At 65.6% G+C, this 15,459-nt stretch carries 16 protein-coding genes; 10 read left to right on the top strand and 6 right to left on the bottom strand.

Features of this window, described 5'->3' with window-relative positions; all coding sequences use genetic code 11:
• Positions 1-34 precede the first annotated feature (34 nt).
• Positions 35-1,348: an RluA family pseudouridine synthase gene (locus tag P6U24_RS24245; RefSeq protein WP_407155003.1), complete on the top strand. Its 1,314-nt coding sequence runs from the start codon at positions 35-37 to the stop codon at positions 1,346-1,348.
• Positions 1,349-1,361: 13 nt separating this feature from the next.
• Here the strand turns inward: P6U24_RS24245 and P6U24_RS24240 are convergent, their stop codons facing one another.
• Together P6U24_RS24240 and P6U24_RS24235 are read right to left on the bottom strand one after the other, a co-directional pair.
• The gene (locus tag P6U24_RS24240; RefSeq protein ID WP_407155002.1) at positions 1,362-1,985 is read right to left on the bottom strand and encodes a LysE family translocator; all 624 of its coding nucleotides are present in this window, start codon (positions 1,983-1,985) and stop codon (positions 1,362-1,364) included.
• 37 nt (positions 1,986-2,022) lie between these two features.
• Positions 2,023-2,463: a hypothetical protein gene (locus tag P6U24_RS24235; RefSeq protein ID WP_407155001.1), complete on the bottom strand. Its 441-nt coding sequence runs from the start codon at positions 2,461-2,463 to the stop codon at positions 2,023-2,025.
• 89 nt (positions 2,464-2,552) lie between these two features.
• On the opposite strand from P6U24_RS24235, the gene P6U24_RS24230 reads away from it, so the two are divergent.
• The 4 genes from P6U24_RS24230 to P6U24_RS24215 all read left to right on the top strand — a co-directional run bounded on the left by P6U24_RS24230 (position 2,553) and on the right by P6U24_RS24215 (position 6,288).
• Complete coding sequence (locus P6U24_RS24230; protein WP_407155000.1) at positions 2,553-3,329, top strand: ATP12 family chaperone protein; 777 nt, start codon at positions 2,553-2,555, stop codon at positions 3,327-3,329.
• 80 nt (positions 3,330-3,409) lie between these two features.
• Positions 3,410-5,134: a flagellar hook-length control protein FliK gene (locus P6U24_RS24225; RefSeq protein WP_407154999.1), complete on the top strand. Its 1,725-nt coding sequence runs from the start codon at positions 3,410-3,412 to the stop codon at positions 5,132-5,134.
• Positions 5,131-5,403, top strand: a complete 273-nt coding sequence (locus P6U24_RS24220) for an EscU/YscU/HrcU family type III secretion system export apparatus switch protein (protein WP_407154998.1) — start codon at positions 5,131-5,133, stop codon at positions 5,401-5,403. Before P6U24_RS24225 ends, P6U24_RS24220 begins: the two co-directional genes overlap by 4 nt.
• 63 nt (positions 5,404-5,466) lie before the next feature.
• Positions 5,467-6,288, top strand: coding sequence for a penicillin-binding transpeptidase domain-containing protein (locus P6U24_RS24215; RefSeq protein ID WP_407154997.1), 822 nt, complete (start codon positions 5,467-5,469; stop codon positions 6,286-6,288).
• A gap of 139 nt (positions 6,289-6,427) precedes the next feature.
• On the opposite strand, the gene P6U24_RS24210 is transcribed toward P6U24_RS24215, so the two are convergent.
• Positions 6,428-6,904: a hypothetical protein gene (locus P6U24_RS24210; RefSeq protein ID WP_407154996.1), complete on the bottom strand. Its 477-nt coding sequence runs from the start codon at positions 6,902-6,904 to the stop codon at positions 6,428-6,430.
• Positions 6,905-7,047: 143 nt separating this feature from the next.
• On the opposite strand from P6U24_RS24210, the gene P6U24_RS24205 reads away from it, so the two are divergent.
• Positions 7,048-7,704, top strand: a complete 657-nt coding sequence (locus P6U24_RS24205) for a carboxymuconolactone decarboxylase family protein (protein WP_407154995.1) — start codon at positions 7,048-7,050, stop codon at positions 7,702-7,704.
• Between the two features lie 37 nt (positions 7,705-7,741).
• Here the strand turns inward: P6U24_RS24205 and P6U24_RS24200 are convergent, their stop codons facing one another.
• Positions 7,742-8,146 carry a DUF4260 domain-containing protein gene (locus tag P6U24_RS24200; RefSeq protein ID WP_407154994.1) on the bottom strand — a complete coding sequence of 135 codons (405 nt, stop codon included), beginning with the start codon at positions 8,144-8,146 and terminating at the stop codon, positions 7,742-7,744.
• Positions 8,147-8,292: 146 nt separating this feature from the next.
• Between P6U24_RS24200 and P6U24_RS24195 the strand changes: the two genes are divergently transcribed.
• Together P6U24_RS24195 and P6U24_RS24190 are read left to right on the top strand one after the other, a co-directional pair.
• A complete protein-coding gene (locus tag P6U24_RS24195) occupies positions 8,293-9,825 on the top strand; it encodes an acyl-CoA carboxylase subunit beta (protein ID WP_407154993.1) in 1,533 nt (510 codons plus the stop codon).
• A 436-nt stretch (positions 9,826-10,261) separates the two neighbouring features.
• Complete coding sequence (locus tag P6U24_RS24190) at positions 10,262-10,690, top strand: hypothetical protein (RefSeq protein WP_407154992.1); 429 nt, start codon at positions 10,262-10,264, stop codon at positions 10,688-10,690.
• 216 nt (positions 10,691-10,906) lie between these two features.
• Here P6U24_RS24190 and P6U24_RS24185 read toward each other — a convergent pair whose 3' ends face one another.
• Entirely contained in the window at positions 10,907-12,898 is a 1,992-nt protein-coding gene (locus P6U24_RS24185; protein WP_407154991.1) for an alpha/beta hydrolase domain-containing protein, read from the bottom strand.
• A gap of 91 nt (positions 12,899-12,989) precedes the next feature.
• Here P6U24_RS24185 and P6U24_RS24180 point away from each other — a divergent pair, with 91 nt between their 5' ends.
• Together P6U24_RS24180 and P6U24_RS24175 are read left to right on the top strand one after the other, a co-directional pair.
• Positions 12,990-13,283: a hypothetical protein gene (locus tag P6U24_RS24180; RefSeq protein WP_407160567.1), complete on the top strand. Its 294-nt coding sequence runs from the start codon at positions 12,990-12,992 to the stop codon at positions 13,281-13,283.
• 534 nt (positions 13,284-13,817) lie between these two features.
• On the top strand, positions 13,818-14,072 hold the full coding sequence (locus P6U24_RS24175) for a GCG_CRPN prefix-to-repeats domain-containing protein (protein ID WP_407154990.1): 255 nt from the start codon (positions 13,818-13,820) through the stop codon (positions 14,070-14,072).
• Positions 14,073-14,304: 232 nt separating this feature from the next.
• Here P6U24_RS24175 and P6U24_RS24170 read toward each other — a convergent pair whose 3' ends face one another.
• The gene (locus P6U24_RS24170; RefSeq protein ID WP_407154989.1) at positions 14,305-15,315 is read right to left on the bottom strand and encodes an alpha/beta fold hydrolase; all 1,011 of its coding nucleotides are present in this window, start codon (positions 15,313-15,315) and stop codon (positions 14,305-14,307) included.
• Between the last annotated feature and the right edge of the window lie 144 nt (positions 15,316-15,459).

Here is a 15,459-nt window from a genome sequence, read left to right as displayed (position 1 = left end):
TGACTGACAGCGGCTTTTGCGATACGCACCGGCCATGAGCCGTCGTATCAAACGAACCCAGACCAGGTCGGATCGTCCGGCCGAGCGCCGCAAGAGTGATCGCCCGAGAGAGGATCGCTTCAAGGCCGATCGGCTCAAAGCTGATCGTCCAAAGAGCGATCGTCAGAAAGGCGATCGACCGCATGCGCCGCGGGGTGAGCGCACGAGCCGCAGCGAGGAGTGGACGCCGCGCGAGCGGCCGGCGGCCAAGCGCGCCGGCGGCAAGCCGTCGCGCTTTGCGGTCGATCGGGAGCGGCCGGATCTCCACAAGCCGATGGTGGCGGCCGCGAAGAAGCAGGACGCCGAAGCGCCGCTGCCGACCAAGGTGCAGACTGTCGTCGTCACCGCCGACGAGAACAACATGCGCGTCGACCGCTTTCTCGAAGCGCGCTTTCCCGGCCTTTCGTTTTCCCACATCCAGCGGATCGTCCGCAAAGGCGAGCTGCGCGTCAACGGCAAGCGCGCCGACAGCAAGGACCGGCTGGAGGAGGGGCAGAGCGTGCGTATCCCGCCGCTCAAGCTCGACGCGCCGAAGGTCGCCGGCAGCCTGTCGGAAGCCGAGCGCAAGACGCTCGACAGTCTGAAGGCGATGACGCTGTTCGAGGACGATGACGTGCTCGTCCTCAACAAGCCGGCGGGCCTTGCCGTGCAAGGCGGCTCCGGCATGACGCGCCACATCGATCAGATGCTGGAGGTGATGCGCGACGCCAAGGGACAGAAGCCGCGGCTGGTGCACCGGATCGACCGCGAGACCTCGGGCTGCCTCTTGATCGCCAAGACGCGCTTCGCCGCGACGCATCTGACCGGCGCATTCCGCAGCCGCTCGGCGCGCAAGATCTATTGGGCGCTGGTGGTCGGTGTCCCCAAGCCGAAGCAGGGCCGTATCTCGACCTATCTTGCCAAGGATGAAGGCGAGGAAGACACCATCATGCGCGTCGCCGCCCATGGCGACGAGGGCGCGAGCCACGCCGTGACCTATTACGCGGTCGTCGAAGCCTCCGCCAACAAGCTTACCTGGGTGTCGCTGAAGCCGGTGACGGGCCGCACGCATCAGCTGCGTGCGCACATGGCCCATATCGATCACCCGATCATCGGCGACCCCAAATATTTCAACAAGGAGAACTGGGCGCTGCCAGGGGGCTTGCAGAACCGGCTGCATCTCTTGGCGCGGCGGATCGTGATCCCGCATCCGCGCGGCGGCGTGATCGACGCCACCGCGCCGCTGCCGCCGCACATGCTGCAGTCCTGGAATTTGCTCGGCCTCGAAGCCGACCGTTTCGATCCGATCGAGAACGCGCCGGAGGAGTAGACGGCGCGAGCGCTCAGCGTTCTTGCAACGCGAGGCGGACACCGAGCGCCAGATAGATCGTGCCGACCGCGCGGCCCTGCCAGCGCCCGATGCCGCGGTGGCGCTTCAACCATTGACCGATCGAGCCGGCGGCCAGCGCGAGCAGCACGGTGTACACCGCGCTCATGCCGACAAAGACCAGGCCAAGCGTCGCGAGCTGAGCGACCGGGCCATGGCTCGCGTCGACGAATTGCGGCAGGAAAGCAAGAAAGAACAACGCGGTCTTGGGGTTCAGGACTTCCGCCAGCACGGCCTGGCGAAACGCGAGCGGCGCATCGATCAGGCGGGCGGGCGCGATGTCGAGCTCATCGCTCTTCTCCATGAAGGCCCTGATGCCGAGATAGACGAGGTAGGCCACACCAGCATATTTGACCAGGCTGAACGCCAGCGCCGAGGTCATCAGCACCGCTGATAATCCGATCGTCGCCATCAGCGTATGAAGCAGGTCGCCGCATGCCACGCCCAATCCCGTCGCGATGCCCACGCGCCGCCCTCCAGCCATCGCGCGGCCGAGCACCAGCAGCACGGCGGGGCCGGGGATGAGGAACAGGCCCAGCACGACGGTGACATAGGTGAGGAGGGTGGCGGTGCTGACCATGAAAGTCTCCGGGCAGGTTTGAAGATGCAGGCGTAGCCTAGTTTCGGAATTGCTCCAGGAACAGGCGCAAGGAATCGTGCGGCGTCTCGACATCCCAGATCACCCAGGCGTCGGGGCCCTTCACGACGATGAAATTCATCGTGACGCGGCGGCCCTCATTGTCAAAGGCGGCTGCGACGTAGGTCTTGTCGAACTGGCGGCGCTGGATGGAGATCGCGACGGGACCGAGCTTCCAGCTCGGACTCTGCACCAGGAAATCGTACGGCTCCTGCTTCGGCGCAGTCCAGTCTTTCGACAGGCTTGGATCGAAGAACTGCCGCGCGGTGTCCGGGTCGCGCGGCAGGCCATTCGAGAGTTCGGGAACGCCGTGGCCGTAATGGGCGTAGACGTTGCGCACGAGCGATTCCGGCGAGCGGAAGCCGGCCGTGGCGCTCGGGATGCCGGCGAGGAGAGCCAGGATGGACAACGCAACACGCATGGCGGCTCGCAAACGGTTGATCTGAAACCTATCTTAGCGCTTTAACATCCGTCCCTCAAAAATCATCCGTCGCGGAAGGTCACATCGACATGCGGGAACTGTTCGACGAGGTTGCCGGCCAATCGCCGCTCGATCCGCAGGAGTCGGCCCGGGCTGGGATGCGGGCACCGGCGCGCAAGCGGTTCTACAAGGACGCGGGCGTGAAGGACGCCGAGGACGGCTTCGTCGTCACTCTCGATGGCCGGCCGATCCGCACCCCCTCCGGACGCGTCGTTGCGGTGCCTGTCAAGCCGCTCGCCGAGGCTGTCGCCGCCGAGTGGCAGGCGCAGGGCGAGACGCTCGACCCGCTGACCATGCCGCTGACGCGGTTCGCCAACAGCGTCGTCGAAGGCGTGGTCGGCCGCGCCGATCTCGTCCGTGACGACATCGCCAAATATCTGCAATCGGACCTCGTGTTCTATCGCGCCGGCCACCCCGAAGGGCTGGTGCAGCGCGAGGCTCGGCACTGGGACCCCGTGCTGGATTGGGCGCGGGACAGCCTTGGCGCGCATTTCATCCTGGCCGAGGGGATCATGCATGTCAGCCAGCCCGAGGCCGCGGTCGCGGCCGCGCGCGACGCGCTACCAAACGATCCTTGGACCATCGCGGCCACGCATGTGGTGACGACGGTGACCGGCTCGGCATTGCTGGCACTCTCTCTTGTCCATCGCGTGCGCGACCCGGACCAGGTCTGGGCGGCCGCTCACGTCGATGAGGACTGGAATGCCGAGCAATGGGGCGTGGATGAAGAGGCTGCGGCGCGGCGCGCCAGCAGGCAGGTCGATTTCCGCGCCGCGGTGCAAATCCTGCAGGCGTTGAGGGGATAAGCGGGGCGGGTCGCCGCGCCGGTTAACGGCGGGTTCAGGCCATCGGGTTAAGCTGCACGCAGTCACCCGAGTTGCGTATCATGGTCCTGAGTGTCACCCCGCCACCTCCAGTGAGCGCCGTTCGCGGCGCAGGCACGTCGGCAAGTGGCACGGTCGCGCCCGATGCTGCCGGCGCGGCACTCGGGACGGCGGGCGCCTCGGCACAATCGGCCACCGTGATCAGCGCCAAGGTGCAGCAGATCACCGCCGAGAACCTCGTCCAAGTCGCGATCGGCAATCTGTTGCTTGAGCTTGCCAGCGCTATCCCGCTGCAGGTGGGGCAGACCGTGCAGCTTGCGGTCTCGCAGACCGACCAGGGCGTGCGGCTCGCGATCATCGGCACGACAGATCCGGCGGCCCCGACCGTGGTCGAAATCGCGGCGCCGCTCAATCCGGTCGTCACGCCGATTAATGATCCGCTGAGCGGGCTCGAGCGCCTGGCCGTCTCGATTGCGACCGAGGAAGCTGCCACGCAGCAAGGCGGCCAGGGCCAGCTCTTTGCCGACCTCAACGCCATTGTCGGCGCACCGAGCCTGCCACCGGCCCTGCGGGCAGCCATCTCGCAGGTGCTGGCGCAGCAGACGCCGCTGGATGCGAATTTGACCGGTGCTGATGTCCAGAAGGCATTTCAGGGCTCCGGGCTCTTGCTCGAGGCGTCGCTGGCCACCGGCAGCCCGGCTGCGCCTGAAGGGAGCGCGCCGGATTTGAAGGCGGCACTGATCGTGCTGCGACAGGCGCTGAGCTCGGTGCTGCAGAGCGACAACGATGTGTCGCCGGCACAGACCAGCGCCGCCCAGGCCGGTGGTCCCAAGACCTACGCGCCAGCGGCGCCGACGGCAGTGCCGCAACTTGCCCTGACCTCGGGCGCCGCTGCCGAACCGCCGATGACAGCGGCTCCGTCGCTGGCTCCGGACATCGATGGCGAAGCAATGCCGCGGCAGCAGACGGCCGCAACGCAGCCGCTGCCGGGCCGCCTTCAGGCCGCGGAACATGAGACCATCAGCACGCCGACAACGGCCGCACTTTCCGGCGTACTGATGCAGGCGAAGCCGCAATCGATGACCCCATCTGCCGCGTTCACTCTGCTGCAGGAGGTACAGCAGCAGGTCCCGCGTGCGGCCGGCCTGCCGGCAACGCATCCTGCGATGCACGAGGCCGGCCACGGCGAGGTCATCATCCGCACCAATACGCCGCCACCGCCGTTCCGCGGCAGCCTGCCTACGGCGCAGGTGGTCGCCTCGCCATCGCTTGCACCGGAGACCCCGCTGCACGCGATCGCGCATCGCCTGCTGGAGGACACCGACGCGGCGCTGGCGCGGCAGACATTGCTGCAGGTGGCATCGCTGCCCGACCGCACGGATGCGGCAGGTAGCCGCGTCGATCCCACCGCGCCGCGCTGGAATTTCGAGATTCCGTTTCTGACCCAGCAGGGCACCGCGATGGCGCAGTTCGAGATATCTCGCGACGGCGGCGGCGCGGAGCCGGAGCGTGATCCGGCCAAGAAGACCTGGCGGGCGCGGTTCTCGCTTGACGTCGAGCCAGCCGGTCCGGTGCATGCGCTGATCACTTACAATCGCGAGCGCACCTCGGTGCGGATGTGGGCCGAGCGCCCGGCGACCGCGGCGCAATTGCGTGCCGGCATCACCGATCTCAGCCAGGCCCTGAGCCGCGCGGAGCTGTCGCCCGGCGATATCGTCGTCCAGTTGGGGACGCCGCCGGCCGCGGTGCCGCCCAGGGCGGGGCACTTCCTGGATCGTGCGCTATGAGCCCCGAGATCAAGCGCCGGCTCGCGGTCGCGCTGCATTATGAAAAGGGCAGTGGCGGCGCGCCGCGTGTGGTCGCCAAGGGCAAGGGCGCGATCGGCGCCAAGATCATCGAGATCGCACGCGCGCATGACGTTCCGATCGAGGAGAACGAGGTGCTGGCCGGGGCGCTCTCCAATGTCGAGCTCGGCGAAGAGATTCCGGAAGACCTCTACAAGGCGGTCGCGGAAGTGCTGATCTTTGTAATGAGATTGTCCGGGCGGCTGCGGTAAAATGCGCCATGGTTTGACCACCATGTGGTCGCCATCGTCGCGCCCGTTCCGATCAATTACCGGATGCTTCTTGTGATCCATCGCCGCCATGCGCTCGGCCTCATCGCCGCCGCCACCGCTCTGCCCGCCCGGGCGTTCGCCAACGTCGCGCCGCAACGGAGCGAGATTCGTGAATCGCTCGCCAAGCGGTTCACGGATGACGGCACCGAAGGCACCTTTGTCGGCTACAAGGTCGAGGATTATCTCGTCATCGCCAGCGACACCGTCCGTTCGGGCGAGGCCAGGCTGCCGGCGTCCACCTTCAAGATTCCGAACTCGCTGATCGCGCTGGAGACCGGCGTCGTCGAGGACCCCGACAAGGATGTCTTCAAGTGGGACGGCGTGGTCAGGCCGATCGAGGCCTGGAACAAGGACCACACGTTGCGCAGCGCGATCGCAGCCTCGGCCGTGCCGGTCTATCAGGAGATCGCGCGCCGGATCGGCGCGGAGCGGATGCAGACATTCGTCAATCTGCTGGAATATGGCAATCGAAACATCGGCGGCGGCATCGATCAGTTCTGGCTGACCGGCGACATGCGCATCGACCCGGTGCAGCAGATCGATTTCATCGATCGTCTGCGGCGCGGCGTGCTGCCGGTCTCCAAGCGCAGCCAGGACCTGGTGCGCGACATCATCCCGACCACCAAGGTCGGAGATTCCGTCATTCACTTCAAGTCGGGGCTGCTCGATGCCGCCCACGGTTCGCTGGGCTGGATGGTGGGCTGGGCCGACAAGGGCGATGCGCCAACCGTGTTCGCGCTCAACATCGACTGCAGGGAGCAGCGTCACGTGGCGGACCGCATGACGCTCACCCAAGCATGTCTGTCCGATATCGGCGCGATCTAGACATAGCCGCCGGCGTCATTGCGAGGAGCCGAAGGCGACGAAGCAATCCAGATTTTTTCTGACTCTCTGGATTGCTTCCGCCTTCGCCCTACGGGCTTCGGCGGACACGTCGCCTCGCTCGCAATAACAGCCAGCTGGCTTAGCGCCGCGACAGCTCCAGATTGACGCCGGTGATCTCGGTGCCCGCGGGGCGGATCGAGATCGACTGCCGGTTGCCGCGCGTGGTCAGCGACAGGCCGGCCGAGAAGGTGTCGCCGCGCGCTTCCGCTTCGATGCGGTCGCCGCTGGCGCGTCCCGCAATTGTGCCGGAGGCGTTGTGGCTGGCCTCGCTCCATTGTCCCGATATTGCGCCGCCACGATAGGCGACATCGCTGGACAGGTCGATATTGTAGCTGTCGCTGGCGCAGCGGATGTTCAGCCGCAGCTGCTCGCCGCCGTCGGTGTCGTAGGCGGCGCGGCAGCGCAGCCGCTCACGCTCGCCGCTTTGCATGCTCAGCGTGCCGCCGCCCACCCAGGAGCCGGCCATGGCGCGGAAGGGCGATGCCGCCTCGGCCGAACCGGCGGCCAGAAGCGACGCCAGGACAATTGAAGTTGAGACGAGGGACGAGACGCGCATCGAAGTGACTCCGGTGAAAGATGAGCCGGCGTCAACGCGGCATTCGCGTTTGCGTTCACGCCAAACTGAAAATGATCTGGTTGGCGCAAGGCCGCCGCACTAGGCTTCCACGCATCACAAACAAGTGTGCCCGGGAGGAAATCATGCACGCGCCGTCGATCTGGATGTCTTCGCTTGCTCTCGCAGCTGCGAGCGGCTGGTTCGCTGCGACCATGTTTGCCCAGCCCGCGACCAGCAAGGAGCCGCGCTTTCCGCAGCTCACGATGGATCAGCTCACTGACGCGCAGAAGCCGCTCGGCGAGCAGATCATGAAGGTGTCGAGCGTCGGCCTCGGCGGCCCCTACAACCCGATGATCCGCAGCCCAGTGCTCGGCCAGCGTCTGTACGACCTGTTTTACTACTTGCGCTGGCAGACCTCGGTGCCGACGCGGCTGAACGAGTTTGCGATCCTGATCATCGGCCGGCAATGGCGCTCGCAGGTCGAATGGTTCGCGCATGCGCCGCTCGCGGCCAAGGCCGGTCTTTCGGCCGGCGTCATCGCGGAATTGAAGCAGGGCAAGCGCCCGACCAGCATGGCCGAGGACGAAGCGGTGGTCTACGATTTCGTCACCGAGCTCACCACGACCAAAAAGGTCTCTGACGAGACCTATGCGCGGGCGAAGAAGATTTTCAACGACCAGCAGATCGTCGATCTCACCGCCGTGGCCGGCAATTACGTCATGGTGGCGATGATGCTGGCGATGGCCGAGGAGACGGTGCCGCCCGGCAAGGAGGAGCCGTTCAAGGTCGGGGAGAACTGAGCGCTATCCATTGCCTGCTGCGCGCGCGAGCCGGGTCTCACGCGGCAGCCCGGCCGATCCGCCCCAGATGAGTGGAGCCAAAACCATCCGGATATTTCAGGCCGTATCCGAGCGCGCGGTCGAAGCCGATATGGGCGAGCCAGATGATCGCAACGGCGATGGCGAGCGGCTGTCTGAGCACGAGGCCGAGGCCGAGCAGGGCGCCTGGCACGATTGTCGTGTGCACGGCGTTATAGACGATCGCGCCCGGCCGCGGTCCGAGCAGATAGCCGGCGAAGCTCAGATCGGGCATGAAGAACAGCACCGCGAACAACCACCAGGAGGTGCCCCGCCAAGCGTACAGCGCCGCCATCGCGGCCAGCAATGCCAGGCCTTCCAGTCGCAGCAGGAGTCTCGCACCCCCGGTCACGCCGATGGCTGGCGCTTCCATTTTGTCCTGCATGGTCGTCTCCCGAGACTAGGCGGCCGATTTCGCTGCGCCTTCTTGGCTGTGGCCCATGCCCAAAGTGGGGCAAAAGCGGGTTTTCGGCTTTGAAAATGCCGTGTTAGAACCGCCGCCGACAGACATGACGAGGGCGGAAACGACGCATGAAGGACATCCTGGACACCCTGGAGGCGCGGCGCGCCGGTGCCAAGCTCGGCGGCGGCGAGAAGCGGATCGAGGCGCAGCATGCCCGTGGCAAGCTGACGGCGCGCGAGCGTATCGAATTGCTGCTCGACAAGGGGTCGTTCGAGGAGTTCGACATGTTCGTCGAGCATCGGTCGACCGAGTTCGGCATGGAGAAGACCAAGGTGCCGGGCGATGGCGTCGTCACCGGCTGGGGCACGGTGAACGGCCGCAAGACCTTCGTCTTCGCCAAGGACTTCACCGTGTTCGGCGGCTCGCTGTCGGAGACGCATGCGCTCAAGATCACCAAGCTGCAGGACATGGCGATGAAGGCGCGCGCGCCGATCATCGGGCTCTATGATGCCGGCGGGGCGCGCATCCAGGAGGGCGTCGCCGCGCTCGCCGGCTATTCCTACGTGTTCCGCCGCAACGTCATCGCCTCGGGCGTGATCCCGCAGATTTCCGTCATCATGGGCCCCTGCGCCGGCGGTGACGTCTATTCGCCTGCGATGACCGACTTCATCTTCATGGTGAAGAACACGAGCTACATGTTCGTCACCGGTCCTGATGTGGTGAAGACCGTCACCAACGAGGTGGTCACGGCGGAGGAGCTCGGCGGCGCCTCGGTGCATGCGACGCGCTCCTCGATTGCCGACGGCGCCTTCGAGAACGACGTCGAGGCGCTGCTGCAGATGCGCCGGCTGATCGACTTCCTCCCGGCGAACAACACCGACGGCGTGCCGGAATGGCCGAGCTTCGACGACATCGAGCGCGTCGACATGTCCCTGGACACGCTGATCCCGGACAATCCGAACAAGCCCTACGACATGAAGGAGCTGATCCTGAAGGTCGTGGACGAGGGCGACTTCTTCGAGATATCCGAGGCCTTCGCCAAGAACATCGTCACCGGCTTCGGCCGCATTGCGGGCCGCACCGTGGGCTTCGTCGCCAACCAACCGATGGTGCTAGCCGGGGTGCTCGACAGCGACGCCTCGCGCAAGGCGGCGCGCTTCGTGCGTTTTTGCGATGCCTTCAACATCCCGATCGTCACCTTCGTCGACGTGCCGGGCTTCCTGCCGGGCACGGCACAGGAATATGGCGGCCTGATCAAGCACGGCGCCAAGCTGCTCTTCGCTTATTCGCAATGCACGGTGCCGCTGGTGACCGTGATCACGCGCAAGGCCTATGGCGGCGCCTTCGACGTCATGGCGTCCAAGGAAATCGGCGCCGACATGAACTACGCCTGGCCGACCGCGCAGATCGCCGTGATGGGCGCCAAGGGCGCGGTCGAGATCATCTTCCGCGCCGACATGGCCGATCCCGACAAAATCGCCGCGCGTACTAAAGAATATGAGGATCGCTTCCTGTCGCCCTTCATCGCCGCCGAACGCGGCTATATCGACGACGTCATCATGCCGCACTCCACCCGTCGCCGCATCGCCCGCGCGCTCGCGATGCTCCGCGACAAAAAGATGGAAATGCCCGCCAAGAAGCACGACAATCTGCCGCTGTGAGCTGAGAAGAGAGTAGGCCGGATTAGCGCCGCGTAATCCGCCACTTTCATCCGGCAGTAGGTGGCGCCAATCCTCCGGTCGTGACGATCATGGCAGCTTACGGCTGCGCCTAAGCCGCCCTACGGCATCGTCCGTGCGTTGGAGCGCGGCAATTTGGCACTGAGTCCCGTCATTGCGAGCGAAGCGAAGCAATCCAGCATCAAAAAGAAAGTATGGATTGCTTCGTCGCCTTCGGCTCCTCGCAATGACGGTGCTCATGCGCATCTGGTTGCCGGTCCGCGGCGGCGATCCGCCGCGATGACAAGCTTCCATTAACCATCTATCTTAACTAACAATTAATTGTGTGTTTGCGGCCATCCACCCCCAAGCCTAGCTTTGGCCAAGGGGCGGTTGGTCAAGAGAATTGGTGCGTGCCATGGCGTATCGTGGATTTCGAATGGTTTTTGCCTGTGCTGGAATGGCCGGAGCCGCGCTCCTCGTGTCGGCGGACATGGCCTCGGCGAGGTCGGGCGGCGTGGCGCCGGTGCGGGGAGGCGTTGCCTCGGCGCATGCGATGGTGCGTCCGCACGGGATTGGCCACTTCCGCCATCACGGCCGCTTCATCGGCGGCGTCTGGACCTATTGGCCGGGCTATGATGACTTCGGCTTTGGCGCTTCTGGCGCGCCGGTCGGCGAGGCGGTGCCGCCGCAATCGAACGACGTCCGTTACACCTATACCTACGACGTGCCCTGGGACTGGGCGCATCGCTATCCGCCGAATGTGACGCCATCGGACCGGCCCTACGTGTCGAGTTGCCCAACCGAGAGCGTGACCGTGCCGGGCCGCGGCGGCGAGCAGACGGTCAACATCACCCGCTGCTACTGATCGGCTGACGCCATCGCCCGGGATGCGCGGACTCGCACTCGCTGTCGTCCCGGCCTTGCGCCGGGACCCATACTCCGCGGCGTTCATGTTGCGATGATCGCAACTTCAGCCATGCCGCCAAACACAGATCGTGGTTATGGATCCCGGGTCGGCGCACGTCCGCGCTTGCGCGCCGCCGTGCTTGGCCGGGATGACATCAGGAGTCGTGCGAATGCATCACTCCCCGAGCCTGGCCAGCGTGCCGTTGCGCGCAGCCTCGACTGAACGTTCGGCATCCTCCGGCAGCAGCAGTCGTTCGGCAACGGCGCGGGCGGCCTCCTTGCGTACCGCTTCGACGTAGGCCTCGTTATCATTGTAGCGCGCGTCGATCGATGGCCGCGGATCATGCGCCTCCTTCCGCGCCGCTTCCGTTGGTGCGAACGGCACCACGGCGCCCTGCAGCGGATAGAGCGCGGTCGGACCATAACCGACCGCGCGCGGATTCCAGCCGGTATAGGTCGCACGCGGCACCGCGATTGCCGGCATGTGCACGCCCGCGATCACGTTGCCGTCGCCATCGGTCTTCGGCACGAACACCGGATAGCGCCCGATCTCTTTCGGCGGCAGCACGCTCTGGTCCGAGAAAACCGTCGGCAGATATTGCGCGCGATAGGGCAGGCCGGGAATGTCTGATGGTACCGCGCCTTCGGCCGTAACCAGCGTCCCATGCGCGCGCATCGGCACGCGGTTCGATGGCGGCGGCACGCCGTCGGTGATCCAGCTTTGCAGGTCGGTCAGCAGCGCGCGCATCGGCGCGCCGGCATGCATCGGGTTCTGCGGCAACGCTAAGGCCTTGTTGTCGGTGCGCATGTGGTCGCCGGGCTCGGCGAAATGCGGCGTGCCCGCGATCATATAGGCGCGGACATTGTCGGGCAGGTCGAGCTGGTTGCCAGAGAGATCGGTGACCAGCAGCGAGGCGTGAGAGGACCACCATTCAAGCTCGGTGTCGGTCTGCATCACCTTCGGGCAGGTGGCCGACAGCGCGCAGCGCCGCAGCAGCCCATCGGTGCGGCCGGAGAGCGGATCGGTCAGCGTGACATAGGTGAAGGGAAACAGGTCGGCCATCCAGCCCGGGTCCTGCGGATGACGCGGCACCCGGCCGGGCAGGCCGAACCGCATGTTGGTCGCCATCCGCCGCGTGCCGGCGACATGCGGCATCAGCGCGTCGAACACCATGCGTCCCCGCTCGTCCTCGTTGAAGCCGAGATAGAGGAAGTCGCGCAGGAAGCGGCCGGATTGCGAGATGCCAAAGCCGATGGCGCGGTCGACCGATGGTTGCAGCCCATTAAGCAGCGGGTTGGCCGGTGTGGTGTCACGGCGCAGAAAGGTCGCGATATCACGGACCGCGGCGAAGCCCATGCCGAGCGGAGCGGGATCGCGCGCGCTGTAGGTGATCTCGTAGAGCGCGCCGGCATCGAAGCCGTCGGGCCGCGAGATCTCGACTGTGACAGGATCGACCAGTTTCGCCGCGAGCTCCGGCGGCGTCTGCCGCGTATCCGCCCATGCGGCGCGCACGGTGACATTGAGATTGGGCGGATCGGCGGCCGGCCAGGTCAGCGTGGTGCGCGCCGGATTGATGGTGTTGTCGAACACGACCTCCTCGCGCGCCGGTCCGGTGATGCCGGCTAGCACGGGCACGCTCAGCGCCATCACGCCGGGGAGCTTGGAGGCAATGTCGCCTTGCCAGCCGACCCAGACCACCGTGTAGCCCTGGCCCGGCAGGAAACCGAGCCCGGCATCTTCCGGCGCCTCGGCACGGGAGGCGCCGGGCTGCGGCGAGTCATCGAACAGCGTTGGCGCAAGCTTGCGGCCGCGATTGACGACCTCGACGAACAGCGTGCGGTTTCCGCGCGTCGGATCCGTCGGACGCAGGATGACGACATCGGCGGAAGCTTCGACGCGCCCATCGGCGATGCGCGGCGCCTGCGCGAGATCGACGATGACGGCGTTGCGATCATCCTTAGGGTCGAGTGCGATCGTCGCCTTGGCGGTGATCCGCTCGAAGGAGCCGACCGCACCGAAGCTACGCCCCGCAAACGCCGGCGTCCGCTCGACAATGTCGAACTTGACGACTTCGGCCCGTGGCGTGAGCGGCAGGAAGCAGGTGGCCGCAGCGAACGCCAAAACAAGCCTGCACAAGGCGGACGCGCACGCGACGGGCTTGCGCATGGCTTGATATCCTCCCGATGTTCGCGCCGAGCTTGAGCTCTCGTTCGCGCGCCGTGTTGGCGGGAAGTCTAACTATGTTTCGCGCCACGCGATAGTCGCCAATGTCCCTGATGCGTCCAGGCGCCAGGCGTTCGATCAATGGTACCGCGACGTCCGTCTGCCGGACGCGATCCGGAGTTTCGGCGCGCGCAAGGCATGGCCGCTCTGGAGCCTGTCCGATCCCGCAGTGCATCAGGCGATGTACCAATTCGACGATGCGGCGGCGCTCGAGCGTGCTGTCGACGGCGACGAGATGAAGCGGCTGATCGCCGACTTTAATCGTGATTGGCCCGATGTCACGCGCACGCGCGAAAGCTTCACGGTAGCGGAAGCCCTCGCGGTCTGACGACGCGCGGCGGCCGCTGTTCGGCGAACCTGAACGCGCAGTTCAGTGAGCGTTCAGCTCGCGTGCACCAATCTCGTCCGATCGACGATTTGATTCGGAGGAGAGCAATGCAACGTTCGGGCCTTCTCAAACTGGCTTTGATGATTGGATTGAGCCTTTCTGCAGGCGCGAGCCTTCGAGTGACCGGCGCTGAGGCAGCGCCGTTGGCGCCGGCCCCGCTTGTCGCGCCGCATGATTTCCATCGTGCGGTGACGTCGAGCGAAGAGGCGGGCCGGCTCGCACCGCAGCAGGTGCGCTGGGGTCATCACTGGCATCATCACCACTGGCATCGGCATTGGCATCACCGTCACTGGGGCTGGCACCATCGTCATTGAGGCTGGCGCCATCACCACCATTGGGGCTGGCGCCATCATCACTGGCACCGTCATCACTGGCGGCATTGGTGACCTCGTCGCGAACGAATCGGCGGTCGTCATCACCTGACTTTTGCTCGAACGATCACCATCAACGACACATTTGAAAGAGGAGACCCTGATGAAGATTCTTGCTATCTCTGCCCTGGCTCTTGGCCTCGGCCTGTTCAGCCTGTCCGCGGCGCAGGCCGCGCCGCTGGCGCCGGTCATGCCGGCCATCGAGCAGGGCGCTCCGTCCGCCGAGATCATTCCCGTGGCGCAAGGCTGCGGCCCGGGCTTCCACCGGGGGCCCTATGGCGGCTGCCGTCCGCTGTTCACCTGTCCTCCGGGCTGGCACACCGGGCCCTATGGCCGCCGTTGCTTCCGCAACTGGTAATGACAAAACGCCCGGCGAGAAAACCTCGCCGGGCGTTTTCGATGTTCGATGATCCGGGTTCGCGCCAAGTGGCCGTCATTGCGAGCGAAAGCGACGTGTCCGCCGAAGCCCATAGGGCGAAGGCGGAAGCAATCCAGAGTCAAGGAAGAAAGCTGGATTGCTTCGTCGCTTTCGCTCCTCGCAACGAGGACGTGGAAATCGTGCTTCAAAGGTAGCTACGAGGATTGATTCTCTATTTTCCGAGGAAGCCGAGCAGCAGCGCGTCGTATTTCTCCCGCGCCTCCAGGAACACCAGATGGCCGGTGTTCGGGATCACCTCGGCATGGCCATCCTTCATCTGGCTTGCCAGCGCCTTGGCGTTCTCGGCATTCTGGCCCATCTTCGCTCGCAGCGCTTCCGGCGCGTAGGGCCGTCCCGGCGCATTGTGGTCGTCGGCGCCCATGATGAACAGGGTCGGCTGGGTGACCAGCGGGATCTCGTGCACGACAGGCTCGCGATAGATCATCTGGTAGGACGCGACGAAGGCGCGCAGCCAATGCGCGTAGGAGGGGCTGCCTTTGATGTTGAAGCGCGCGTCGATATAGGGCGTGATCTGCTCCGGCGGCAGCTTCAGCGCGTAGTTGGTCTCGAGCTGCTTGCGATAGCCTTCGGCGGTGAGCTTGTCCTCGGTCTCGATCAGCTTCTCGGTCGGGACCGGGGGCACCGAGAGCCGGTAGTCCTCGAGACCGATCGGCGCGGTCAGCACCAGATGCGCGACGCGGTCGGGATAGGCGCGGGCGATCCGCACCGCGACCATGCCGCCGGTCGAATGCGCCACCACCTCAGCCTTGGCGATGCCGAGATGGTCGAGCAGCGCGATCGTGTTGCGAGCGAGGTTATCGAAATGCAATGCGCCATTCGGCTTGGAGGATTTGCCGAAGCCGATCTGGTCCGGCACTACGACGCGGAAGCCCGCATCGCTCAAGGTCTTGATCACGGGCGCCCAATAGCTCGACGGAAAATTGCGTCCATGCAGCAGCAGCGCGGTGCGGCCGTTCGGCTGGCCAGGTGCGACGTCCATATAGGCCATCTGCAGCTGCTCGCCCTCATTGGCGACCGGCAACAGATGCACCGGGTAGGGATAGGGGAAACCTTCGAGGTTCTCGCCATAGGGCTCGCGCGGCGGTGCATCAGTCGCGCGCGACGGCATCGATGAGGTGACGAGCAGGGCGGCGCAGAGCGCGCCGAGGACAAGGCGGTTCATGGCAGGATCCGGACGAATGTGATGTGTCGGCATCACCGCATTGTCACCGTTGCAGCGGTGGTGCGGCCTGCCTCGTTTGGCGCGAGCCTTATACAAGAGGCAGGCAGGTGAGCCACGTACCGAGGCGCGAAGATCCGGACAACA

It is taken from the genome of Bradyrhizobium sp. STM 3557 (assembly GCF_045571465.1).
GTDB lineage: Bacteria > Pseudomonadota > Alphaproteobacteria > Rhizobiales > Xanthobacteraceae > Bradyrhizobium.
This window is presented reverse-complemented; position numbering and strand designations above follow the sequence as displayed.

Excerpts from the sequence above, each read along its gene's own strand:
- P6U24_RS24245 (WP_407155003.1), top strand. The coding sequence starts at position 35 with ATGAGCCGTCGTATCAAACGAACCCAGACCAGGTCGGATCGTCCGGCC.
- P6U24_RS24240 (WP_407155002.1), bottom strand. The coding sequence starts at position 1,985 with ATGGTCAGCACCGCCACCCTCCTCACCTATGTCACCGTCGTGCTGGGC.
- P6U24_RS24235 (WP_407155001.1), bottom strand. The coding sequence starts at position 2,463 with ATGCGTGTTGCGTTGTCCATCCTGGCTCTCCTCGCCGGCATCCCGAGC.
- P6U24_RS24230 (WP_407155000.1), top strand. The coding sequence starts at position 2,553 with ATGCGGGAACTGTTCGACGAGGTTGCCGGCCAATCGCCGCTCGATCCG.
- P6U24_RS24225 (WP_407154999.1), top strand. The coding sequence starts at position 3,410 with ATGGTCCTGAGTGTCACCCCGCCACCTCCAGTGAGCGCCGTTCGCGGC.
- P6U24_RS24220 (WP_407154998.1), top strand. The coding sequence starts at position 5,131 with ATGAGCCCCGAGATCAAGCGCCGGCTCGCGGTCGCGCTGCATTATGAA.
- P6U24_RS24215 (WP_407154997.1), top strand. The coding sequence starts at position 5,467 with ATGCTTCTTGTGATCCATCGCCGCCATGCGCTCGGCCTCATCGCCGCC.
- P6U24_RS24210 (WP_407154996.1), bottom strand. The coding sequence starts at position 6,904 with ATGCGCGTCTCGTCCCTCGTCTCAACTTCAATTGTCCTGGCGTCGCTT.
- P6U24_RS24205 (WP_407154995.1), top strand. The coding sequence starts at position 7,048 with ATGCACGCGCCGTCGATCTGGATGTCTTCGCTTGCTCTCGCAGCTGCG.
- P6U24_RS24200 (WP_407154994.1), bottom strand. The coding sequence starts at position 8,146 with ATGCAGGACAAAATGGAAGCGCCAGCCATCGGCGTGACCGGGGGTGCG.
- P6U24_RS24195 (WP_407154993.1), top strand. The coding sequence starts at position 8,293 with ATGAAGGACATCCTGGACACCCTGGAGGCGCGGCGCGCCGGTGCCAAG.
- P6U24_RS24190 (WP_407154992.1), top strand. The coding sequence starts at position 10,262 with ATGGTTTTTGCCTGTGCTGGAATGGCCGGAGCCGCGCTCCTCGTGTCG.
- P6U24_RS24185 (WP_407154991.1), bottom strand. The coding sequence starts at position 12,898 with ATGCGCAAGCCCGTCGCGTGCGCGTCCGCCTTGTGCAGGCTTGTTTTG.
- P6U24_RS24175 (WP_407154990.1), top strand. The coding sequence starts at position 13,818 with ATGAAGATTCTTGCTATCTCTGCCCTGGCTCTTGGCCTCGGCCTGTTC.
- P6U24_RS24170 (WP_407154989.1), bottom strand. The coding sequence starts at position 15,315 with ATGAACCGCCTTGTCCTCGGCGCGCTCTGCGCCGCCCTGCTCGTCACC.